The organism is Synechococcus sp. 63AY4M2, from assembly GCF_002760475.1.
Taxonomy (GTDB): Bacteria; Cyanobacteriota; Cyanobacteriia; order Thermostichales; family Thermostichaceae; genus Thermostichus.
Window position 1 is genome coordinate 1,626,257 of record NZ_AXUX01000001.1, and the last position, 23,446, is coordinate 1,649,702.

The following is a 23,446-nucleotide window of genomic DNA, read 5'->3' on the forward strand; positions in this document are numbered from 1 at the left end:
AACGACTTAGATGGACAGGCAGCACATATGTAGGAATGTGTACCTGAAGCCCCCCAGCTAGCGCAGAAAGCTGGTGACCAGCCACATCACCGCAAACGTGATCCCCACCAACAGGGCGCCGGGGGCATCGCCGCCGGTGAGGGGAAGGGCAATGGCGTAGGCCAACATCAGTCCCAGGCTCAGTCCTGCCAGCGCCAAGAGAAAAGCGCGAAGGAAGCGGCGCTCTTTGCGGTACAGGAAATAGATACAGGCCATCAGCCCCAGCGCCAGTTGCAGGGAGGGATACTCATCGGGAGCCAAGACAACCCAACCCACCAGTCCTCCCAGCAACACGGCGGGCCAGAGCATATCCGGGGCAGAGGGGCTATCCAGCCAGCGGCTGATCCAGGGGGGATTTTGGGCAGCGGGACGGGGCAAACTCGGTTCTGTCTCTGGACGGGCAGCCCGCTGTTCAGCGTAGCGAATGCGGTCGGGGACGGCGATCTTGCCCTCCTTGCGCAGGCGCAGGCGCTGCATCAGGATGGCGTCGTAGGCTTGTTCCACCCGCTCCTGCTGCTGTTCATCCGCACCCAAGCTGGCCAGGAGCCGTGCCCGCGCCGATTGGATCTCCTCAAAGGAGGCTTCTTCGCTGACTCCCAACACTTGATAGGGACTCATCTCAGCCATAACGACCAGCCCTGTAACTCTCTATCACCTTAGCCCAGCCGCCAATTCAGCGGCAGGAGCCGCTGGCAGGGGTTGGGTTGCCTTCTCCTCAAGGGATCCAGCGCCCGCAGCCGAGAGGAGAAGAGCCCGCAGCGACTGCGCCACCTGTTCAACTGCGGCTTGGGTGGTGGCCTTGCCCAGGCTGAGGCGGATGGATCCCAGGGCCTCGGCCTCGGAATAGCCCATGGCCAAAAGGATGCGGCTGGGGATCCGTTGGCCGCTGCTACAGGCAGAGCCGGCGCTGATGGCGATCCCCTGGCGGCTCATCTCCCTCACCAGCACATTCCCCGGCATGGCGGCAGTGCAGTAGCTGAGGTGGTGGGGCAGGCGTTGCTCCAGATCCGAGGGGCCAGTTAGCCGCAAACCTGGCACAGAGGCCAGCAACTGGGCCAGCTGCCGTTGCAACTGCCGCAGGCGGGCCGTCTCCTGCTGCAGCTCTTGGGCTGCCAAGGCCGCTGCCACCCCTAGACCGACAATGGCAGGGATCCCCTGGGTGCCAGCTCGCAGCCGCCGTTCTTGCCCGCCCCCCCGCAGCAGCGGTTGCAGCTCCACCCCCGGGCGTACGTAGAGCGCCCCCACCCCCTGCGGCCCGTAAAGCTTATGCCCAGACAGGGAGAGCAGGTCCACCGGCAGTTGCGCCAGATCCAAGGGGATCCGCCCCACCGTCTGCACCGCGTCGGTGTGGAAGAGAACTCCCGCCTGGCGACAGAGGCGGCCCAGCTCGGCAATGGGCTGCAGGGATCCCACCTCATTCTGGCCGTGGACGATGGAGACCAGCACGGTGGTGGGCTGCAGCGCCCGGAGCAGGGTTTGGGGATCCACCTGGCCGGCGGCGTTCACCGGCAGGCGGGTTACCTTCCAGCCTTGGGCCTGCAAGCGGCGGGCGGCATTCTCCACCGAGGCGTGCTCGACGCTGGAGATGATCAGGTGCTGGGGAGTGGAGTAGCGCTGCGCCACCCCAAACAGGGCCAGGTTGTTGGACTCCGTCCCGCCGGAGGTAAACAGCAGCGTCTCCGGCTCACAGTTGAGCAGCTCGGCCACCTGCTGCCGCGCCCGTTCCATGGCCATGGCCGCCCGTTCGCCCCAAGCGTGCAAGCTGGAGGGGTTGCCCCAACTTTCCTGCATCGCCAGCCGCATGGCCTCGATCACCTCCGGCCGAGGCGGAGTGGTGGCGCTGTGGTCAAAGTAAAGCGCGGGATCGAGAGGCGACATGGGAGCTTGACAACCCAGGACTCGATGTCCCCATCTTAGTGCTGGCGCGTTGGCAATTTACACCCCTTGCCGCAGGCGTTGCAGTCGTGCCAGCTCTTTAGGCGGGAGGGGGTTTTGGGCAGCGTCTGACTACCCCACCGCATAGGCAAGTGGGGTAGGTGCATCGAGATCTCAACCGCGCCAGGGCCCTCCAGGAGAGAGGACGAAAAGACTAGGAGGGAGTAGAAGCAGGGGTCGATCCCTGGCTCGTCAGCAGCGTTGCGCGCGGATAGGAGAGCGCTGCGGAGCGGCATGGCTACCGACCTGAGCCAGCGTCGCCAGAAAAGGAGGGGGAAGAAAACTCTTGAAATTACCTGAATAAGGTGGTGCGTTGGCGGTGCATGACCACCGATTCCACCAGGCCAATGGCCAGAAAGTTGGTCAGCAGAGCCGAGCGGCCATAGCTCAAAAAAGGCAGGGGCAGGCCGGTGATGGGGGCCAGGCCGATGGTCATGCCGATATTGACAACTGCCTGAAAGAGGATCATGGCCAGCACCCCGATGGCAATTAGGGAGCCAAAATTGTCCTTGGCCCCCTGGGCAATCCAGATGAGCCGTGCACAGAGAATCCAAAACAGAATCAGCACCGTCAGGGTGCCGACAAAGCCCATCTCTTCCCCAATGGCCGAGAAAATGAAGTCGGTGTGCTGCTCGGGGATGAAGTCCAGTTGGGTTTGGGTGCCCTGCTGGATGCCACGGCCCCAGAGCCCGCCGGCCCCGATGGCGATGCGGGACTGAATCAGGTGGTAGCCAGATCCCCAGGGCTCTTGCATGGGATCGATGAAGATCTCCAGCCGCCGCCGCTGGTAGGGCTTGAGGATGTGCCAGGCCGCCTGGCCCAGATGCCCGGAGAGCAGGTTGAGCACTCCAAAGGTCATCGCTCCTGTCCACCGCCAAGGCAGCCGCCAAGCCGCCAGGCTCGCCATGCCCAAGCACCAGATCAGCCAGACCCAGAGCATCCAGCTCAGCTCGGGGCGGGTGTGCAGGCCGTAGAGGATGGCCCCCACCCCCGGCGACAGCAGCAAAAGGATCCAACTGCCCTTGGCCCCGGCCCAGTAGAGCATGGCCAGCAAGATGGCCACAAACACCAGGGCCGTGCCCAAGTTGGGCTGTAGGAAGATCAAAACCCAAGGAGGGGCGATGACGGCAACGGCCACCCAAATTTGGCTGAAGTATTTGATCGGCCAGTGGTGCAAAATGGTCGCCAGGGTAATAATGACCCCCAACTTGGCAAACTCGGAAGGCTGCACCTGGACGCCGGCAATGGAGATCCACCGCTCCGCCCCCCCTCCTGCCGTGCCGAAAAAGAGCACTGCAACCAAGCCCGCCAAGGTCAGGCCATAGGTAAACCAGTGCCAGCGCAGCAGCCGCTCATAGGGGATCCGCGCCACCATCGCCAAAAACACCAGGCTGATCCCGGCCATGATCAACTGCTGCAGCCAATAGTAGCTGATGGGACGCTCCCAGACTGCGCTGCGGATGGCAAGAATGCCGATGCCTGTCAAGGCCAGCACCGTGGCCAGCAACATGCCATCGAACTCGCGCCAAGGAGCCAAGATCTGCCGCAGAAGCTTTTTCCACCTAGGCTGAGAAGACACCTTTGGGTCAACGTTGCCCAGCAATAGACCCCATCCTCCAAAGCAAGGCCAGCACCAGTTTGACATGCCCCTTGCCCCACTGGCTCACTCTCGACCCCTCTCCCACGGGGGGAGCTATTCCCAGCTCTGCAGTTGCCCTAGCCAAGCGGAGAGGCGGGATCCCACCTCTTCTCGACGCCTTTCAAGATTGGCTGCCGTCCAAATCAGAAGCAGGCCCAGCAGGATCCCAGTGGCCCAGAGCAGCAGCGCATCAGTTGTTACCAACAGCCATCCCTGCCGCAGGATCCCCAGCCCAAAGGCCAGCGTGCCCACGAAGAGATAGGCTCTTACCCGCAAGGCCAAGCCCAGCAGACCCAAGGCCAAACCCAACCCTACCGGCCAAAAGCCCGTCCACCGTTGCCCGTGGGTTTCCACCAGCACCACCAGCAGCCATGTGCCCAAGGAAACCAGCCGCAGCCAATGCCGCCCCTGTCGCCCGCTGGCTTCCTGTAATCCCGGATCCACCTGGGCCACATAGAGCAGGGATCCCACCAGGGGCAGGGCATAGAACGTCAGGGAAGCCCAATCCTGATGCCAGCCGTAATTCCACAGGATCCAGTTGCTCAAGAACAGGCTGACATAGCCCAGGCGCACTTGGGATCTCCAGATAGCCAGCAGGGCATAGTAGGTTGCCCCCAGCAGCAGATTAAGGGTGTTATTTCCTCCCGCGGTTACCAGAAAAGCGGCCAGGGGCAGCACCAAGGCTGTATTCTGCCAAGGAGCCGCCGGCCAGCCCCACCGTCGCCAGGGCAAGCCGTGGTAAACCAGCCCCAGCCCACAGAGCAGGGATCCGGCCCATCGCGCTATGGATAGCTGCGGCAGCCCCAGGAACACACCGCCCAGCAGAACCCCAGCCCCCTGCCATGCGCTGAGGTAACCCCAGACCGTTGGCACCCAATTTTGCTCTGTTGGAGATTCTAGAGTTGAGGTTCTCGCCTGTCCGGCGGCATAGGCCACCAGGCCGGATCCCGTCAGCACCCAGAGCCCCTTCCCCCAAGGGCTGAGAGCGAAACTCCAAAGGGCGAGGCTGGCCAAGCCCCAGTTGCCGGCACCTATCCGCTGCAGCCAGGCCGCTTTCAGCCGCAGGGTCGCCACCAGCCAAGATGGACAGAGGCAGTAGCCCACTGCCAAGAGCAGCCCTAGCAAAGCTGTCAGCACCGCCGCTTCGTCCTCCCAGAATTCCCCAGTTTGCTGGCCGAGAAAGTAGACCCAGCTCTCGTAGGCCGCCAGCGATATTCCGAAAGCTCCCAGGATCCCCTTCCGGTTGGTAGGAGGAGGGCCTTCCTGTTCGCGACAGGGGTGCTGCTCCGGTGACTGTCGGCGCCCCACGCCTAGCAGCACGATGGAGAGACCTAAGCTGCCCAGACCTGTCAGCTCGCTCCATTCGAGTTCGAGATGGGATCCCAGCCAGCCCAAGCCGGCATAGATCAGCGGCGCTGTCCCCCAGCAACTCAGAGCCTTGACCCGCTGCAGGAGTTGTCCCCCTGAGGACTCCGTCCCACCAGCGCGATCGGGCCGCTCAAAGAGGAGTTTCTCCGGCCCAATCCAAAAGAGGATCCCCAGGCTTAGATTGATGACGGCAAGCAGAGGGGCAACAGGACGGGATCCCTGCACAGCCCACAACACGCCGCTTGCCACCAACAGCTCCAAAGCCCAGATCAGCCCATAGGACAGCCCCTCCATTACAGACCATGAGATGGCCGACGAAGCCTCCTGACCGCTGCCGCCAGTTGAGACATCCTCCGCCCTGGAAGGAGACGGGCTTTCGCTCTCCAAGCCAGCAGGATGGACACCGCCGTCGCGATAAAAAGCGGGAGCCACTTCCACCCAAAGCCGCAAAACAATGGCCACCAGGACAGTCCCAGAGGCCAGGGTCAGAGCCACTGGGGAATCCAGGTACTTTCCACCACCGATGCGACCTGCTTCTGGCTGCAATGTCTGCAACGTTAGGGAAAGTAAAAGTACGATCCCCAGCAGAAAGCCAAAGCCATCCAGCACCGGTCGGTAAGCTGCCCGAAGGCGGGGAGAGAGGTAGTGGAACGGAGTCCCTAGGCTGTAGCGACAGCCGCTAGTGCTCCGCACCGCTGTCGCGAACAACAGCAGCACCCCCAAGGCCGTCAGCCATTCTGACTCCGTTAAAGCGGGGAACAGCCGATGGATTCCCACCAGACCGAACCCCCAGCCAAACGTCACTGTCAACAGCACCTCTGCTGGAACAACTGCGTTGGCGGTGTGGAGCTCATGGTCGGCGGAGGGGAAAGAGGCCCACACCCACACCTGAGTGGCCATCAGCAGCAACCCCAAGCCCAGACCCAGAAACTCAACCCCCGGCCTTCCAAAGGTGAGTAACTGGGCCAGCAAAAGGGAGAGAACTGCCGGGAAACGCAAAGACCCGCGCTCCGGGATCCCCTGCCGCCAGGAAAGGAATCCCACCTCCCCTTGCTCTGGGATCTGCAGCCAGCGGGGCATGAACTCCAGGGGGGGCAGGGCCAATACCTGAGCTGCCGTTAAAACAAGAGGCACCAGCAGCCACAGCCAGCCAAAGGATTGTTCACCCGTCGCAGACAACTCGGGGAGCCGTTGCAGCAAAAACGCCAAGTAGCTGGATCCCACCAGCACCAGCCCTATGCCATCTGCACTTCGCTGCCACAGCTCCGCAGGCACTCCCCAAAAAAAGCGCTCTGACCCACCCAGAGCTACCCGCCCTGCCCATTGCAATAGGCCCACCAGCAGCAGAACCACTCCCCAACTGGACAGGCTAGTGCTCCGCACCGCTGGCGCGAACAAGTCGGGCAAAAGCCAGCGGATCCCGGCCAGCAGCGCCCCCACTCCGTAGGCGTGGGTCAGGAGTACCCAAAGAAAGTTGGGAGTTTCTCCTGATCTGGACTTTTGTTGTAGCCACCAGGCCAGGATCCCGGCGCTCAAAAGCAAGTGCCAAAAGCGAATGGCCGGATAGGGAAGGCTCAAGAGCAGCAGGGATCCCCCTAGCCCCAAAACCAAGCGCTCTGTTGGTTCCACCAGCCCAGAAAAGCCTGTCTCACCGGCTTCTGGACCGCTCCTCTGCCAGCGGGCCGCCAACCCCAGCCACAGCACCTCGTAGGGCAGCAGCGCCAACCCCAGCAAGCCCCAAGGGGAATCAAGGGGCTGAAACCAGTTGGTTACTGTAGCTACAACCTCTTGCCGCCAGCTTGCTGGCCACACCTGCCAAAAAGCCCAGCAAGTTTCCAGGCCCAGCAAGAACAGCAACGTCAAATGCACCCTAAGGACTTCGTCCCGCTGGGGCGACTGGGTGTGTCGGCGCAAGCGCCCGATTAAGACATGGATCCCCAGCAGGCTAATCCCCAGCAACTGCCAGCCGCTGAAAGGGCTCTCCGCCAAGCCAATGGCAGCCAGCAGCCAGCCCACCACCAACAGCACCCAGCTCCCCTCCCACCAGCGGGAGAGCATCCCCTCCTGAGCGCCTTCTGCTACGACGTCCGGGGATCCCTGGGGCCATTCCGCTGCTAGCCAACCCAATAGGGCCACCGCCAACCCCAACTGCGGCACTTGGACATGCCCAGACAGCAGCCCCCGTAGGATTAACAGGGATCCGGCAGCCCCGATTAGCCAGATCTTGGAGCCCCGTAATTCCCGAGACCGGCGGCTCCAGGTGTAAATCACGGTGCTGAGGATCCCCAGATACAGGATCCCCAGGACAAAAGCAGGGCGAAGCTCCTGCGGCCCCAAGCTCCAGAAAGCGTGCAAGCCAGAGAGGGCCAAAAAGTTCACCAAGGTTCCGTAAAAGGCATTGGGCTCCACACCGCTGTCGCGAAAGCCGGCACCTGAACCCAGCGAGCGCACCCGACCCTCAGCCGTCAACGGGATCCCCAGCAGCAAGCCCAGCGCCAGGATGCGGATCCCCCAAAGGATCCCCAGCCCATCCAGGGCCCACACGTTCACCGGCACCAGCAGCAGGGCAATAGCCTCCAAGGTTTGACCGGTTAGACGCAGCCCTTCCTGCCGTTGGATCCATCCAGCACCTACCCCAAAAGCCGCCGTATAGGCCAAGAGCACCCCATACTGAGCAGTTGGAGAAAATTGCTCCCAGTGGCTGGCCGCCAGCACCCCCGAGGACACCACCACCAAAAACAGGCCCAGCAGCAACAGCCAAGCCACGCTCAGCTCTGACAGCAAGTTCCGCAGCAAAACAGCCAGCGCCGAGGTAGGGGGGGGCAAGGACTCCGTCCGAGTAGCGCGAGTGGATTGAGGGGCAGCTTGGGGCTCTTCTCCCCCCTCGACCGCAGGTTCCTCAACCCCAGATCCGGCCAGGCGAGCATTTCTTTCTCGCACCATCCCTGGGATCCAAATCAAATCCAGGAGCTGACCGATCCCCAGCAGCCCAAAGGTCAACAGCCAGAGCAAACCCGTCCGCCAGCGGCCCAGATAAAAACGGTGCAGGCCACAGATGCCAAACAAACCCAAAATCCAGAGCACGTAGGCCGAGCCAAGACGAGCCGGGATCTCGTCGCTGGGGGAAACTGCCGCTGACCTTGGTTCCTCCCCCTCTAGCCGATACTGCTCCACCAGCAAGCGAAAGTGCTCTGGAGTCAGCAAGCTCAGCTCCAGCCAGGCCCGCAAACCCTGCAAGACTTGCTGCCGGGATCCCTGAACGGTGAGCTCCAAAAGGACTTGCTCCGAGGAGGGCGAGCGGTCAGATTGCAGCTCCTCTGCTCCTGGAGGCAAGAGGTGATCCTGGGATCCCATGGCCAGATTCCTTGAGCAAAAGGCTTGGGGCTACTGCTACTCTAAGCCTTGCTCTGTCCGGTTGCCATGCTGTTCTCAAATCCTTCTCTTGCTCCGGCAGAGTGTCAGTTCCTGCTGATGCGACCAGCCCTCTAAACCTCAGTCGGGATCCCTGGGATCTCGCCGCTGTGAGTGCTGCGCAAGACGGGAAGCGTCATCATCTGTCCCAGGCGTGAAACGGTGAGCTCCGCCGCCGGAATGGGTTCCGAGACCTGTCCGCCGCTGAACACCATCACTCGGTCGCTGTACTGCAGGATCTCGTCCAAATCCGCCGAGGCAAAAAGAATAGCCGTACCCGCTTGGGTGCGTTCCAGCAATTGCCCCCAGACCCACAGCGCCGACTCGATGTCCAACCCTCGCGTTGGGTGCTCCATCAGCAAAAGACTCAGGGGTGTGGGCAAGAGAGCCAACTGACTGCGCTGCTGGTTGCCCCCCGAGAGTTGCTCCACCCGGCTGTAGGGGTGACCCCGAATGCTGAAGTGTTCGATGGCCGCTTGGGTCTGCTGACGGGCCAGAGCCCAGTTGATCCAGGGATCCTGCTGCTGGAGGGCAAAATGCTCCTGCAAGGTTAAGCCGGGGATCAGCCCTTCCCGCAGCCGATCCGCCGGAGAAAACCCCACCCCACAGCGCAGATAGTCGCCGTAAGGACGGCCTGTCATCTCCTGCCCCCCCAACAGAATCCGGCCACGCCTGGGCGGCAACAACCCTGCACAGGTGAGCAGGAAAGAGCGTTGCCCACTGCCTTCCAAACCGGCCAACCCAATCACTTCCCCCGGCTGCACCGCCAGATCTGGCAAAGCCAAGGCAAACGGCTCATGCCGCACCACCAGGGAGCGCAACTCCAACAGGGGATCCGCTCTCCTTTGCGGAGAATGGGGCCGAGCTGGGGGTGTCAACTCCCGCCCGAACATCCAATCGATCAACTGCTGTTCCAACAGGGCAATGTCTTCACCCCTAACAGGCAGCTCCCCTACCACCTCCCCCTGCCGCATCACCGTCACCCGATCGCAAAGGCACTCCACATCGGCCAGCTTGTGGGAGACGAAGATCACCGATTTGCCCTGCTCCGCCAACCTTCTCAGAGCCGCGAACAGAAGATCTTTTTGCGCTGCAGAAATGCCCGTCGTTGGCTCATCCAAAATCAAGGTGTTGATCCCCAGGGAAAGCAACCGCAGCATTTCCAGTTGTTGCCGTTCCCCCACCGTCAAGCTGCCGATGGCTCCATCGGGGTTGAGGTTGAAACCAAACTCTTCACAGGCTTTCTCAAGACGTTTCCGGCTTTCTCGCAGCCCCAAACCCAAGCGCCCCCGCTGCCCGGCAATAAAGTTTTCTAGTACCGTCAGAGAAGGAAAATCCAAGGGATCCTGGTGCAACATGCCAATGCCCAGACGAATGGCCGCTGCAGGGCTGTTGATGCGAACCGGTTGCCCATCAATCCAAATCTCCCCCTGATCGCAGCGCAGAAAGCCGCTCAGGATCTTGACCAAGGTACTTTTGCCGGCCCCATTCTCCCCAAGCAGGCCGTGGATTGTGCCCGCCTCCACCCGCAAGGACACATCGCGGTTCGCCTGTACCGCCCCAAAACGCTTGTGGATGTGCAGCAGCTCGACCTTCATTCTGCTCATAGTAACCTGCCTCCCCAGAAAATCCCCAAGAATACAGTTGCTGAGGTTGCAAGTGCTGGTGCTACGATAGCGACAGCTCGCCGTTAGGCGTTGGCTGCGGACGAGTTCAGCATCGATCTGTGGTTCGCCCTGCACCCCTTCTTCGCCCTTCCCCCCTGCCACCCATCTCGGATAGCAACCGCCTCAAAATCTTCTCAGGCAGCGCTAACCCGGCTCTGGCTCAAGAGGTGGCGCGTTACTTGGGCATGGATCTGGGCCCGATGTTGCGCAAGCGCTTTGCCGATGGCGAGCTGTACATCCAAATTCAGGAGTCGATTCGGGGTGCCGATGTCTACTTGGTGCAGCCCACCTGCCGCCCGGTCAACGATCACCTGATGGAGCTGTTGGTGATCATCGACGCCTGCCGCCGCGCCTCGGCCCGCCAGATCACCGCCGTCTTGCCCTACTACGGCTACGCCCGCGCCGACCGCAAAACCGCCGGACGGGAAGCCATCACCGCCAAGCTGGTGGCCAACATGATCACCCAGGCGGGAGCCCACCGGGTGCTGGCCATGGATCTCCACTCGGCCCAGATCCAGGGCTACTTCGACATCCCCCTCGACCACGTCTATGCCCAGCCGGTTCTGCAGGCCTACCTCAAAGAAAAAGGCCTGCTCGACGAGGATATTGTGGTCGTCTCTCCCGATGTAGGGGGAGTAGCGCGGGCTCGCGCCTTTGCCAAAAAACTCAAGGAAGCCCCGCTGGCGATTATCGACAAGCGCCGCCAGGCTCACAACGACGTGGAAGTCATGAACCTCATTGGCGATGTGCGCGGTAAAATCGCCATCCTTGTGGATGACATGATCGATACGGCGGGCACCATTTCCGAAGGGGCAAAGTTGCTGCGCAAGTCGGGAGCCAAGGCGGTTTACGCTTGCGCCATTCACCCGGTCTTTTCCGATCCCGCCATCGAACGCCTGCAGGGCGGGCTGTTTGAAGAGGTGATCGTCACCAACACCATCCCCATCCCTCCAGAGCGGCATTTTCCAGGCTTAACCGTCCTCTCGGTGGCGAGCGTGCTGGGAGAAGCGATCTGGCGCATTCACGAAGACAGCTCCGTCAGCAGCATGTTTCACTAAAGTTTCTCCAGAGCATCGCTAAAGTATAGATAGGGGGTGCAGAACGGGCGTACCTGGAGGGGATCCCTTGCTTTTTGCCCTGTGAAGACCAACTCAACAGGTACCCCCCATCTATCCTGATGGACTGGGTAGAGCTAGCTTCCCAGCCGAGTTTTTCCCATGTCGCCTCCCATTTCTAGGTCACCAAGATCCGTTGTGAACGGTTGTGTTGCCGGGCAGGCCGCCGCCAGGGAAGAGCTGTCCCTTCCAACTGAACTGAAGACAGAGTCCGCTGCGGCGCTGTACCCGCTGTTGCAATTGCTGGGGCAACTGCTGAACGTACCCTGGGTCTATCTAGAACTGGTCCAGCCGGGATCCCATTCCGACTCGCCTGCAAAAGGGATCCTCTACCCCAACCCCCAGCAGATCCCCGGCAACGAGCCGCCCAACCCCATCGGCGGATCTTGGCCCTTTCAGGAAGCCTTTCCCCTGCTGGATGAGGGAGGGAGGCGGCTGGCAACACTTTACCTGCTGGGGGGGCGCCCCCGCCAACTGAGCCTCCCCGAACGGGGACAGATCGACCTCATCGCCCTTAGCCTGCGACACATCCTGCTCCAGGCCCAGGAGCAGCGACAAGCCCTCGAGCAGCTCCAGACGCAACTGCAGCACAGCCGCAGCACCGCCGCCCGCTACCAGCCGATCTTCGAGAACGCCGTCGAAGGGATTTTTCAAACCACTCCAGAAGGGAAATATCTGGTGGCCAACCCGGCTCTGGCCCATATTTTCGGCTACGAATCCCCGGAAGATTTGATGCGCCACGTCTCCGATATCGGCACTCAGATCTACGGCGATCCAGAGCAGCGATCTGAGTTCGTACAGCGCATGCTGAAGGAAGGCCAGGTCGTGCACGCGGAGCAGCAGGTCTGCCGCAAGGACGGCAAAAAAATCTGGATTTCTTTAAACGCCCGCGCCCTGTACAACGAGCAGGGGGAGCCCCTCTATTTTGAAGGGTTTGTTACCGATATTACAGCCTCCCGCCAGCTTAAAGAACGGCAACAGCAACTGGAAGAAGCCCGCAGAGAGAGCGAACATCGTTTTTTGCAACTGGCTGAGAACAGCCAGCAACTGTTTTGGATTTCAACGCTCTGCGGCAAAGAGCTGATTTACGTCAGCCCCGCCTGTGAAGCCATTTGGGGCCTTTCCCCTGCAGAGGCCTACGCCAATCCCCAGGCCTGGATGCGCCGCATTCACCCTGACGATCGCTGGCTGTTCCCCGCCATTTTTCAAGCCCAACTTCAGGGCCAACCCACCGATGTGGTTTTTCGCCTCTGCCGCCCCGATGGCCGCCTCCTCTGGCTGCGAGAACGCACCTTTCCCATCCTCGACAAAGAGGGCAAGGTCTACCGGGTGGCAGGGATCGCCGAAGACATCACCGAGTCCAAGCAACTGGAAGCCGAACGTCGTCGTATAGAGCAAGCCTGGCAACAGAGCGCCAATCATTTCCGGCAGATCTTTGAGCTGGCTCCCAACGGCATTGCTCTGGTGGATCTGCAGGGGCGATTTATCCAGGTCAACGAGGCCTTTGCCCAGATCGTCGGCTACACCCCCGAAGAGTTGCAGCGTCGGCAACAACTGGACATCCTCCACCCCGACGATGTCAACCAACTGCTGGCGGCTAACGAGGCTCTCTTGACACGCAAAGTCTCCATCAGCCAGCGGCAGATTCGCTACATCCACCGTTCCGGCCAAGTTGTCCATGTGCTGTTCCAGGCCGCCCTGCTTACCGATGGAGCCGGCCAGCCCACCCAGTTTCTCAACCAGGTGATCGACATCAGCGCCCGCGTCGAGGCAGAAGTGGCCCTCAAAGAAAGCGAAGAACGCTTCCGCCAATCCTTTGAGTGGTCCCCCATCGCCAAGGCCATGACCCACCTGGATGGCACCTATTTTCAAATCAACGCCGCCTTTACCGAAACCCTGGGCTACACCCTAGAAGATCTCGAGGGGAAAACCGTCCTCGACATCACCCATCCCGACGACATCGCCGTCACCTTGGAGAGCACCAACCGCCTGCTGGCCGGCGAGGTGCACCACTGCGAACAGGAGCAACGCTACATTCACAAGAACGGGCAAATTGTCTATGCCCTTCTCCGCATCACCCTGGTGCGCACCGCCCAAGGGGATCCCAGCTACTTTCTCAGCCAAATTTTGGACATTACCGAGCGCAAGCAAGCCGAGGCAGCCCTTCGCCAAAGCGAGCTGAGTTTGCGGGGCATCTTTGAGCAGTCGGCCCTGGGCATTTCCATCGTCGATAGGCAGGGCCGTTACCTCAAGGTGAACCCCGCCCTGGAAGAGATCCTTGGCTACAGCGGCGCCGAATTGGTCAACAAGAGCTTCTGCGACCTCACCCACCCGGACGACCTCGAGGAAGATTGGCGACTCTTCCAGGAAGTTTTGAACGGCCAACGGGATCGCTACCACCTGGAAAAACGCTATATCCACCGCAGCGGCAAGGTGGTTTGGTGTCGCCTGGCAGTCTCAGCAGTGCGGGATCCCGAAGGCAAAAACCTCTTCATCATCGGCATCTCTGAAGACATTACCGAAGAAAAACGGGCGGAGCTGCAGATTCAGGCGGCCCTGCAGGAAAAAGAGATTCTGCTGCGGGAGATCCACCACCGCGTCAAAAATAACCTGCAAATCATCTCCAGCCTGCTGCGGCTCCAGGCGGATCAAATCAAAAGCCACAAGTATGCCCGCGTTTTTAAGGACGCCGGCAGCCGCATTCAGGCGATGTCTTTGATCCACGAGGGCCTGTACCAGTCCAACAACCTGGCTGCTGTGGATTTGAGGCAGTACCTCCACAATTTAATTTCTAATCTTTTCCACTCCTACGGCGTGAACCCCGAGATCATTCGCGCCAGCATCCGCGCCGAAGGGATCCGCCTCAACCTCGATGAGGCAGTTTTGTGTGGCCTGATCATCAACGAGCTGGTCACCAACAGCCTCAAATACGCCTTTCCCAAAGGCCGCAGCGGCCAGATCGACGTCCACTTTAAGCAAACCCGTACTTATACTCAGTTGCGCGTCTCTGACAACGGCATTGGCCTGCCCAGCAACTTCGATTTCAAGGAAACTCAATCTTTGGGTTTACAACTGGTTGCAACTCTCACCGATCAGCTCCAGGGCAAGATAGAATTGAGAAACAAGTCGGGTACCACTTTCATCATTACCTTTCCGAGGAGCCAGCCTTGAAGAAAGTTCCCATGCTTGCCAAAGGCAGCATTCTGGTTGTCGAAGACGAGAAGATCATCGCCAAGGATATCGCCAACGTCCTGAAAAAATTTGGCTATGCGGTGCCGGCCATCGCGTCCTCTGGCGAAGAAGCGATCCGATGGCTGGAGGAAATGTCGGTGGACTTGGTCTTGATGGACATCGTTTTGAAAGGGGATCTCGACGGTATTGAAGCCGCCAAGCGGATCGCCGAGCGCTTCAACATTCCGGTGGTGCACCTGACGGCCTACGCTGATGAGGACACTCTCTCTCGCGTTAAGGAGACACAGCCTTTTGGCTACATCATCAAACCTTTCAAAGAGCGGGAGCTCTACACCGCCATCGAAATTGCCTTGCACAACCACCGGCAGAGCCTAGAAAGCCGCAGGCTGGAGGAGAAAAGGCTGGAGGAGCTGCGACAGAAGCTGCAGCAGTTGCAGCAGTTTGCAGAGGTCAAGGGCACTTTGTTCAAGAAGTTCTTGCAAGATCTGAGTGAGCCCCTCTCGAACCTCAAGTTTGCCCTAGGATTGCTCAAGGAGGCAGAGTCGGAGCAGAAGCGGCAGCACTACCTACGGGTGCTGGAGGAAGAGTTTCACCGCGAGCTGGAACTGATTCATCAGACTTCTAACCTGGAAGATTTGCTAAACCTGGAAAATGTCGGCCTGCTGAGCCAGTTTAGCTTGTTGCGGGCCCAGGAGCCCAGCCGGAGTCGCCTGCTAGAAGGGGAGAAGCCGCCAGCCACAGCTACGGCTACCCTCTCCGAGCCCCCCGCAGCGGCGGCCTGTCCTGCCCCGCCGCCCAGCCCTGCCGCTGCCGAGGAGGCGATTACAGTGCCGCGGGCGACGCTGCGCCCCCTCAACCAAACTCAGTTGGCAGAGCGGCTGGGGGTGGTGGTCTCCGCCATCACCTACTGGAAGTTCAAGAGTGGGTTTCCCGAGTGGAGCCGCAGCCGGGATCCGGACGGCATTGCTTGGCACTACTCGCCCGATTCCAAGCGCTTTTCGCCCGTGCCTTAGCTAGCGCTGCACGACTTCCAGGCGCACCGGCGCCAGCCCCGAGCGCACCATCCCCAGGGCCTCCGCCGCCCGCAGGGAAAGGTCGATGATCCGACCGGGGATGAAGGGGCCGCGATCGTTGATGCGCACGACAGCCTGGCGCCCGTTGTCCAGGTTGGTTACCCGCACCTCGGTGCCGAAGGGGAGGGTGGGATGGGCAGCTGTCATCTCGTGGCGGGTGGGGTGCAGGTCATACCAGGAGGCGATCCCTTCTTGCACAGGCCCGACCACTCGGACAGAGTCCGGTTGCGCCTGGGCCTGAGTTTCTGATCGGCGGGCAGCGGTGGCTTTGGCGGCAGTCAGGGTGGCCGGCTGGGGCAGGGCCGAAGGGGCAAGAGGAGGGGCATCCAGCAGCAGACGGCGCAGACGATTGGCAGCCAAAACCGCTGTATCCACCGGGCGTTGGTTATCCAGCAGCAGCACTCCTTCGTCGATGCGCAGCAATTCCTCGTCGTTTACCCGAACCGCGTAGAGGGGATCCCCGGATTGGGGCTCTGCCCAAGCCAGAGTAATGGTCGTGTCCTTCAGGGATCCCTGGGCCATTTGGTTGAGCCGGGCCACGAGGGAGCTGGCCCGCAGCAGCGGCGACTCCAACCCGGGCTGCTCGACAAAGCTGACAACGGGGAGATCCCGAACGTAGACGGTGACCACCTGCCGCCCGTCCATCTGGTAGTCGTAGAGGGTGGAGACAGGCTGGCTGGACGACTGCTCCTGTTCGCCGATCTTGAGGATGGGCTCTTCCATTGGCCGAGAAGGGATTGCCCGGCGAGCCAGGGAAAGAGACTGCGAGTGTTGGGGGTTCAAGGTGCCGAGTTTGGCTGGCGGGGGAGCGTTGGGTTGGGGGGGAGAGACAAGGTCAGTTGCCGGGGAGAGGGAGTGGGTTTTGGGGGATAGCTGGGTTGCTCTGGCACTAGGGGAGCCGCTGCGAGTTGAGGCTTGCGCCCGCGAGGTTGGGCTGCCCAACATACCTGCCGGCAAGCTGAAGGCCGTAACACAGAGACAGCCGACCAAGCCCACTTGGCGGGCGGGAGCCAGTCCCTGTCCAAGCCGCTTCCAATTTCGCATGAGGCCGCGCTCCTCTCGAAACTCCTGTACAACGTCCAATGCGACAGTAAAACAGAAGTTAATGTACCATAGGTTTCGAAGTTGACAAGCTTGCCCGGCCAAGGGCAAAAGCCCAAGTCCCGTCAGCATAAGGATTTTCGGCATCTTGGACTACCGCTCAGCAGGGGTTGACATTGAACTCGGACGCGCTTTTGTCAAGGGGATCCGGGAGCGCGTTGAAGGCTCTCAAGCTCAGTCTTCAGGTTCTTCAGGAACCTTGGGCGGCATTGGCGGCTTTGCCGGCTTGTTGGAGCTACCGGCGGGCTACCGGGCCCCGGTTCTGGTTGCCGGCACTGATGGAGTGGGCACCAAGCTGGAGATCGCCCAGCAGTGGGGGCAGCACCGCGGCGTGGGCATCGACCTGGTGGCCATGTGTGTCAACGATGTGCTGACGGTGGGGGCCAGGCCGCTGTTTTTCCTGGACTACATTGCCACCGGCAAGCTGGAGCCGGAAGCGCTTTGGCAGGTGATCGACGGCATCTTGGAGGGCTGCCAGGAGGCCGGCTGCCAACTCCTGGGGGGGGAGACGGCAGAGATGCCGGGGTTTTACCCGCCCGGCAAGTACGACCTGGCGGGTTTTTGCGTCGGGATCGTCGAGAGGGCAGACGTTCTCGACAGCTCGCGGGTGCAGCTTGGGGATCGGTTGTGGGCCTTGCCCAGCAGCGGGTTGCACAGCAACGGCTTTAGCCTGGTGCGGCGCATTGTGGCCGAGCGGGGCTGGCCTTGGGATCACCAACCCCCTGGCTGGGATCGGCCTTTGGCGGAGGTCTTTCTCACTCCCACCCGCATCTATGTCCAGGCAGTGCAGCGGCTGCAGGCAGCAGGGATCCCCCTCCACGGCATGGCCCACATCACCGGCGGCGGCATCCCAGAAAACTTGCCCCGCTGTTTGGCTCCGGAGCAGGCGGCGCGGCTAGAGCCCCACAGTTGGCCCATCCCACCGGAGTTTCTCTGGCTGCAGGAGCAAGGCCAAGTGGAGACCTTGGAGATGTTCAACACCTTCAACCTGGGGGTAGGCTATGTGCTGGTGATCCCTCCTGAGGCGGAAAATCGGCTGAGATCCCTGCTCCCCGAAGCCTTTCCCATTGGCGAGGTGGTGCCGGCCCGCCCAGGGGAGAGCCGGGTCTTGGGGCTGGAGGAGTGGGGATCCTTGGTACCTTGAGTCCCCACCAAAGGGGGGAAGGAGCTGGCTGTGTTTGCGGATCCCTGCCGCTGCTGTGCTAAGTTTGCTGATGGCCTCGGCGCTGCTGCCTCTGTTGCTCTCAACCTCCGCCTATTTCACAAGAGAAGGGCTGCGCGCTTTCCCATCTCCGGACTTGGGCTGTTGGCCAACTCCCGCTGACCCTCTAGGTTAGGAGCCGCCGATGACAGGTTTATCCACTGCTCCTGCAACCAAGGCTGCCATCGAAGTGGAACATCTGAGCAAAACCTACGGCAGCTTTACAGCCATCCGCGACATCTCTTTCCAGGTCAACGCCGGCGAGATCATGGGGTTTCTGGGGCCCAACGGCGCCGGCAAAACCACTTCTATGCGCATTTTGGCTGGCTATTTGCCTGCCAGCGAGGGGACGGCGCGGGTGGCCGGGTTCGATGTGCATGAAAACCCTATGGCGGTGCGGCAGCGCATCGGCTACCTGCCAGAAAACCCGCCCCTCTACCCGGACATGACGGTGGAGAGCTACCTGGACTTTGTCGCCCAGATCAAACGGGTCAGCGCCGGGGATCGGCCGCGACGGGTGGACGAGGTGATCCGCCGCTGCAGCCTGGAAGACAAGCGCCACACCTTGATCCGCAAGCTCTCCAAGGGGTACAAGCAGCGGGTGGGCCTGGCCCAGGCCCTGGTGCACGACCCGCCGGTGATCATCCTGGACGAGCCCACGATTGGGCTGGATCCCAAGCAAATTATCGAGGTGCGCAACCTCATCAAGAGCCTGGCAGGAGAGCACACCATCATCCTCTCCACCCACATCCTGCCGGAGGTGAGCATGACCTGCGACCGGGTGGTGATCATCAACCGCGGCCAGGTGGCGGCCATTGGCACGCCCGCCGAGCTGACGGCCCAGCTTCAGGATCGGCAGCAGGCGAAGCTGGTGGTGGGCGCTCCTGAGGAAACGGCCATCCGAGCGGCCCTGCAGAACCTGCCCCAGGTGGAGGTGGTGAGCTTGCAGGCCCTGGGATCCGATCCCCCTCGCTGGCAGGTGCACCTGAAGAGCCATGTTTCTGCAGAAGGCTGGATCCCGGAGGTGGCCAGGGCCCTGGTACAGGCGGGGATCGACCTCTACGAGATCGGCCGTCCCCAGGCTTCTTTGGAGGAGATTTTCCTGCAGCTCACTACCCAAGAGGGATCCGAAGGCGCGTTGGAGGAAGCGGCATGAACGGCGTGGTTGCCATTTTTCGCAAAGAGCTGCGCGGCTACTTCACCTCCCCCATTGCCTACGTGGTGGCGGCGGTGTTCTGGGGACTGGCGGGGTTTTTCTTCGTCAACATCTTGGTGCGGGTGATCAACTTCTCGCAGCAGGTGGATCTCTTTGCCCAGTTTGGCCAAGAGAACCCTTTTGATGCCGCCACCATCCTGTCGCAGCAGTTTCTCAATCTGCTGGGCACGCTTTCCTTATTTTTATTGCCCATCTTTACCATGAGCTCCTACGCCGAGGAGCGGCGGCGGGGCACCATGGAGCTGCTGGCCACTTCCCCCATCACCAACCTGGAGGTGGCCCTGGGCAAGTGGCTGGCGGTCTGGGTGTTTTTCATCACGCTGCTGCTGCCGCCGCTGGTCTACCACGTGCTGGTGCTGAGTAGCGCCAACCCAGCAGTGGACTACCGCCTGACCCTGATGGGCTATGTGGGGCTTGCTCTGCTGGCCGGCAGCGTCATGGCCCTGGGGTTGTTCATCTCTTCCCTGACCGACAGCACCCTTATTGCGGCGGTGGCTACCTTTGGGCTGATCCTGCTGCTCTGGGTCATCGACGCGGCAGCCGGCCAGGAGAGCAACTGGATTGCCGCCACTCTGAGGCATGTCTCGCTGCTGCAGCAGTACAGCAACTGGGTGCAAGGGATCCTCAGCAGCAGCAGTGTTGTCCTTTTCCTCAGCATCATCGTGCTGGGGCTGTTTGCCACGGTGCAATCGGTGGAAAGCCTGCGCTGGCAGCAGAGCTAGGGTTGCGTTGGGAGGAGTGCGGTGATGAAAGCTTGGCAGGCATTGGCAGATTGGACGGGGATCGTCGGCCTTGGCGTCGTGGCCATCGGCCTGCTGGTGGGAGCTGCCCTCACCGGCTGGACGGCGGTGCCCCTGAGCCTGATGGCCACGGGCTTGGCCCTGGTGGTGGTTTGGGGCCTCACCCACCGGAAGGAAGTGAGCCTGTTCCTGGGCCTGCGCTCCACCCAGACCAACGCCAACATCCTGGTGGCGGCGGCGGCGATGGCCGTGATCTTGGTGTTGCTCAACGTCGTGGCGGTGCGCTACGACCTGCGCCTGGATCTCACGGAAGAGGGGCTGTTTACCCTCTCCCCCCAGACGCGGCAATTGGTGCAAGGGCTGGCCCAGCCAATGAAAGTCTGGGTGGTCACCACCGCCCCCGATCCCAACCTGCGGGAACAGCTGGAGCGCTATCGCCGCCTCAACCCCGAGCGCTTCCAGTTTGAGTTTGTGGATCCCAACCGCGATCCCCTCACTGTCCAGCGGCTGCAGGTTACCCAAAATAACACCCTGGTGGTCGAATCGGGCAATAACCGCCAACAACTGCCCCAGCCGCCCGCCCCTGAGCTGGAGAGTAAGCTCACCCCTGTGCTGGCCAAGGTGGTTAACCGCGGCGAAGTGGTGGCCTATTTTGTACAGGGGCATGGGGAGGTGAGCCTGGAAGCTCGCGAGGGCACCCCAACCCTGGCCCAGGCGGTGGCAGCCCTCGGCCAGGAGGGCTACCGGGTGGAGCCGCTGAACCTGGTGCAGTCGCAGATCCCAGAGGGGGCGGATGTGTTGGTCTTGGCAGGGCCGCAGCGGGCTCTCTTCCCCGGCGAGGTGGAGAAGCTGCAGGACTACCTGGCCAAAGGGGGGCGGCTGCTGCTCTTGATTGGGCCACGGGTGGATGCCGGCCTGGATCCCTTGCTGGAGGAGTGGGGCGTGGTTTTGGGGGATGACTTCATCATTGAGGTGAGCAGCGTCAGCCAGCTTTTGGGCACGGGGCCGGCGGTGGCCCTGGTTACCACCTACGGGGATCACCCCATCACCGCTCCCCTGGCAGAACAGCGGCTGATGACCCTCTTCCCCCTGGCCCGTTCTGTAGACACTGAGGTCCGCGAAGGGATCCAGGCCACGCCTCTGCTGCGCACCAGCCCGCAGAGCTGGGGAGAGACCAGCCCCAACCTAGAGGCCGGCCCGCTGCAATTTGACCCGGATCAAGACAAGCCCGGCCCCCTGACCCTGGGCGTAGCCCTGACCCGCCAGGTGAAAGGCGATCAGAAGACCTCAGAATCCCAGGAGGGGCCGACCGAGGCTCGGCTGGTGGTGATCGGCAACGTCAACTTCGCCCTCGACGGCAACCTGAGGCAGCAGGGGAACCGCGATCTCTTCCTCAACACCCTCAACTGGCTCACTGAGCGAACCGAACAGATCTCCATTCGCCCCAAATCCATCACCGACCGCCGTCTTGCCGTGACCGGCCAGAACTTCCGCTGGCTGGTGCTGGGATCGACGGTGCTCCTGCCGCTGGTGGCGTTGGGATCGGGGGCCGTGCTCTGGTGGCAAAGACGATAGGGCCAAGGAGGACGAGCATGTTCAAGCGCAGCACCTGGATTCTCTTGGGCTTGGCAGTGGCTGCTCTGCTGGGGTATTTCCTCTTTGACAACTTCCAGCAACTGCGCCAGCAGCAGCAAGCGGAGCGGGCGCGGCTTTTCCACTTTGCCCCCGACACCATTGCCCGCATCGAGATTCGCCAGCAGCAAGAGGGGGAACCGGAGGAAATCCTTTTGGAGCGCACTCCTGAGGCAGAAGAGGGATCCCGTTGGCGCATTATCCGTCCCATCCAGTCGGCGGCGCTGGACTTCCCGGTGGAGCAGTTGCTCAACAGCTTCTCCCGCCTCACGCCTCAAATCACGCTGGAAGGGGCTGAGGATTTGGCGGCCTTCGGCCTAGATAAGCCGCGCCACCAGATCGCCCTCTTCCCCCAAGAGGGGGATCCCTACCGCCTGGACATTGGCAACGACAACTTCGACGGCTCCGGCTTCTACGCCAGGCCAGAAGGGGGAGAGGTGGTGCTCTTGGCCAGCACCCAGAAGGGATCCCTCTTGCCTTCTCTGCTGGCTTTGCGGGACAAAACTCTGCTGCGCTTTGACACAGCGGCGGTGAAGTCTCTGCAGGTGCAGTTGGCCGAGGCAGAGCCAGAGGTCGTTCGCTTGGAGCGACAAGAAAATACGTGGCAGATCGTCGAGCCCCGCGAGCTGCCTGCCGATGACCTGAACGTCGACCGTCTGCTCAATACGTTGTCTCGCCTGCAAGCGGTGGAGTTTCCGGCTGAAACCAAAGCGGAGCTGGCTCCTTATGGTCTGGAGAAGCCTTCTGCCCAGCTAACCGTTAAGCTCAAGGATGGCAAGACCCTGACTGTGGCCTTGGGAGCGGAAAAAGAGGGCCAGGTGTACGTCATCACCTCCGAGCACCCGGCGGTGGCCACCCTCCTCACCAGCACCGCCGACATTCTCCGCTCCGACTTCGAGGAGCTGCGGGATCACCGCATCGCCCGCCTCAACCCCAACCAGGTGGGCCCAGTTACCCTGGAATCCCAAGGGGAGCGGGTTACCCTCAATCCTCTGCCCCAGGAGAAGGGATCCCTGGATCTGCGCTGGGAAAATCCGGAGCAACCGGGCCAGCCGGTCAACCTCAGCTCCCTCTTCTCCAGCCTCAATGCCGCCCGCGCCAAGGAGTTCCTGCCGGAGACGGATCCAGACGCCCAAAAAGCCTTGGCCGAGCCAGATCTGAAGCTGACCTTTGAGGCCAAGGGCGAGGACGGTCGGGATCCCTTGAGGTTGAGCTTGACGTCTGCCGGCCTGCGTGCCTATGTACAAAGCAGCTATCAGCCGGATATTGCCGTCATCGACCTCAGCACCTTCAACAGCGTGGAAACCGAAGTGAACCGCTTGCTGGAGGGCAAAGCGGAGGAGACAAGGGACCAACGGGGAGGGTCTTCCTCAGGCTCCTAGCGGTGGCCGGCGGGCTTTTCTTAGCTGGCAGAGGCGGTGGTTGTCTCTTCTTTGGCTGAGGCTGCTTTTTTCAGAGCCTCGCCCTGGATCGTCAACACCGAGCAGGGGGCCCGGTGGAGCACGTAGTTGCTGACGCTGCCCAAAAACAGCTCGCTCAGGCCGGAGTGGCCGCGGCGGCCCACCACAATCAAGTCCGCCTTCCAAGAGCGGGCCAAGTCGCAGATGACCCGACCGGGGTTGCCGTAGTTGAGGCGGTACTCGGCGCGAACTCCCTGCTCAGCGGCTTTCTCCACCAGCGAGCGCAGGTAGTCCATCTGGTTTTGCTCGAAGATGGCACACTGCTCCCGATAAGACTGCCACAGCTCAGCGCTGATGGTGGAGCTGTAATCCACCCCCAAGATCATGGGCGGCTCTGGGGCACCGGGCTCTTCCTGGGACAAAACATGGAGGATCATCATCTCGGCCTGCATGGCCTTGGCCAGTTGGACGGCCTTTTGAAACACTCCCTGGCTCAGCTCCGACCGATCCACCGCCACCAAAATCCTGCTGAACATACCGACTTCCTCCAAATGGCTAACAGATGGGCAAAAGACAAGGCTTGACTTCGGTTTCGACTCCAAGTTCCTTTTTTCTTTGCCCTCATCTATCTGTGTTGTAAAAGAACTGGGCGAGAAAACCGCGGGCATCTCGGATGACCTGTCGGATTGGCAATGAAAGTTCAGAGATCTTGACACA

General features: G+C 61.4%; 15 protein-coding genes. 8 read left to right on the forward strand and 7 right to left on the reverse strand.

Annotated features, from left to right (window positions below):
• Nucleotides 1–57 precede the first annotated feature (57 nt).
• From SYN63AY4M2_RS07245 to SYN63AY4M2_RS07265, 5 genes are all read right to left on the reverse strand, one after another.
• Complete coding sequence (locus SYN63AY4M2_RS07245; RefSeq protein WP_099813293.1) at nt 58–657, reverse strand: CPP1-like family protein; 600 nt, start codon at nt 655–657, stop codon at nt 58–60.
• Nucleotides 658–690: 33 nt separating this feature from the next.
• Nucleotides 691–1,917 (reverse strand): cysteine desulfurase family protein, encoded by a 1,227-nt coding sequence (locus SYN63AY4M2_RS07250; protein WP_011431661.1) that lies wholly within the window; start codon nt 1,915–1,917, stop codon nt 691–693.
• Nucleotides 1,918–2,266: 349 nt separating this feature from the next.
• Entirely contained in the window at nt 2,267–3,553 is a 1,287-nt protein-coding gene (gene rodA, locus SYN63AY4M2_RS07255) for a rod shape-determining protein RodA (protein ID WP_346426050.1), read from the reverse strand.
• A gap of 114 nt (nt 3,554–3,667) precedes the next feature.
• Nucleotides 3,668–8,335, reverse strand: a complete 4,668-nt coding sequence (locus SYN63AY4M2_RS07260; RefSeq protein ID WP_099887298.1) for a TM2 domain-containing protein — start codon at nt 8,333–8,335, stop codon at nt 3,668–3,670.
• Nucleotides 8,336–8,466: 131 nt separating this feature from the next.
• Nucleotides 8,467–9,999, reverse strand: a complete 1,533-nt coding sequence (locus SYN63AY4M2_RS07265) for an ATP-binding cassette domain-containing protein (RefSeq protein ID WP_099812659.1) — start codon at nt 9,997–9,999, stop codon at nt 8,467–8,469.
• A 119-nt stretch (nt 10,000–10,118) separates the two neighbouring features.
• Here SYN63AY4M2_RS07265 and SYN63AY4M2_RS07270 point away from each other — a divergent pair, with 119 nt between their 5' ends.
• The 3 genes from SYN63AY4M2_RS07270 to SYN63AY4M2_RS07280 all read left to right on the forward strand — a co-directional run bounded on the left by SYN63AY4M2_RS07270 (nt 10,119) and on the right by SYN63AY4M2_RS07280 (nt 15,379).
• Complete coding sequence (locus tag SYN63AY4M2_RS07270) at nt 10,119–11,117, forward strand: ribose-phosphate pyrophosphokinase (protein ID WP_011431657.1); 999 nt, start codon at nt 10,119–10,121, stop codon at nt 11,115–11,117.
• A 195-nt stretch (nt 11,118–11,312) separates the two neighbouring features.
• Entirely contained in the window at nt 11,313–14,345 is a 3,033-nt protein-coding gene (locus tag SYN63AY4M2_RS07275) for a PAS domain S-box protein (RefSeq protein WP_228375379.1), read from the forward strand.
• 11 nt (nt 14,346–14,356) lie between these two features.
• Nucleotides 14,357–15,379: a response regulator gene (locus SYN63AY4M2_RS07280; protein WP_011431655.1), complete on the forward strand. Its 1,023-nt coding sequence runs from the start codon at nt 14,357–14,359 to the stop codon at nt 15,377–15,379.
• Here SYN63AY4M2_RS07280 and SYN63AY4M2_RS14360 read toward each other — a convergent pair whose 3' ends face one another.
• A complete protein-coding gene (locus SYN63AY4M2_RS14360; RefSeq protein ID WP_011431654.1) occupies nt 15,380–16,483 on the reverse strand; it encodes a septal ring lytic transglycosylase RlpA family protein in 1,104 nt (367 codons plus the stop codon).
• Nucleotides 16,484–16,628: 145 nt separating this feature from the next.
• Between SYN63AY4M2_RS14360 and purM the strand changes: the two genes are divergently transcribed.
• From purM to SYN63AY4M2_RS07310, 5 genes are all read left to right on the forward strand, one after another.
• On the forward strand, nt 16,629–17,684 hold the full coding sequence (gene purM, locus SYN63AY4M2_RS07290; RefSeq protein ID WP_011431653.1) for a phosphoribosylformylglycinamidine cyclo-ligase: 1,056 nt from the start codon (nt 16,629–16,631) through the stop codon (nt 17,682–17,684).
• A 202-nt stretch (nt 17,685–17,886) separates the two neighbouring features.
• Nucleotides 17,887–18,897, forward strand: coding sequence for an ABC transporter ATP-binding protein (locus tag SYN63AY4M2_RS07295; RefSeq protein WP_099812663.1), 1,011 nt, complete (start codon nt 17,887–17,889; stop codon nt 18,895–18,897).
• Nucleotides 18,894–19,679: an ABC transporter permease gene (locus SYN63AY4M2_RS07300; protein WP_011431651.1), complete on the forward strand. Its 786-nt coding sequence runs from the start codon at nt 18,894–18,896 to the stop codon at nt 19,677–19,679. Before SYN63AY4M2_RS07295 ends, SYN63AY4M2_RS07300 begins: the two co-directional genes overlap by 4 nt.
• Nucleotides 19,680–19,703: 24 nt before the next feature.
• Nucleotides 19,704–21,272 carry a Gldg family protein gene (locus SYN63AY4M2_RS07305; protein WP_099812664.1) on the forward strand — a complete coding sequence of 523 codons (1,569 nt, stop codon included), beginning with the start codon at nt 19,704–19,706 and terminating at the stop codon, nt 21,270–21,272.
• Between the two features lie 17 nt (nt 21,273–21,289).
• Nucleotides 21,290–22,711 carry a DUF4340 domain-containing protein gene (locus SYN63AY4M2_RS07310; protein ID WP_099887299.1) on the forward strand — a complete coding sequence of 474 codons (1,422 nt, stop codon included), beginning with the start codon at nt 21,290–21,292 and terminating at the stop codon, nt 22,709–22,711.
• 20 nt (nt 22,712–22,731) lie between these two features.
• Here the strand turns inward: SYN63AY4M2_RS07310 and SYN63AY4M2_RS07315 are convergent, their stop codons facing one another.
• Nucleotides 22,732–23,265 carry a universal stress protein gene (locus SYN63AY4M2_RS07315; RefSeq protein ID WP_041438695.1) on the reverse strand — a complete coding sequence of 178 codons (534 nt, stop codon included), beginning with the start codon at nt 23,263–23,265 and terminating at the stop codon, nt 22,732–22,734.
• Between the last annotated feature and the right edge of the window lie 181 nt (nt 23,266–23,446).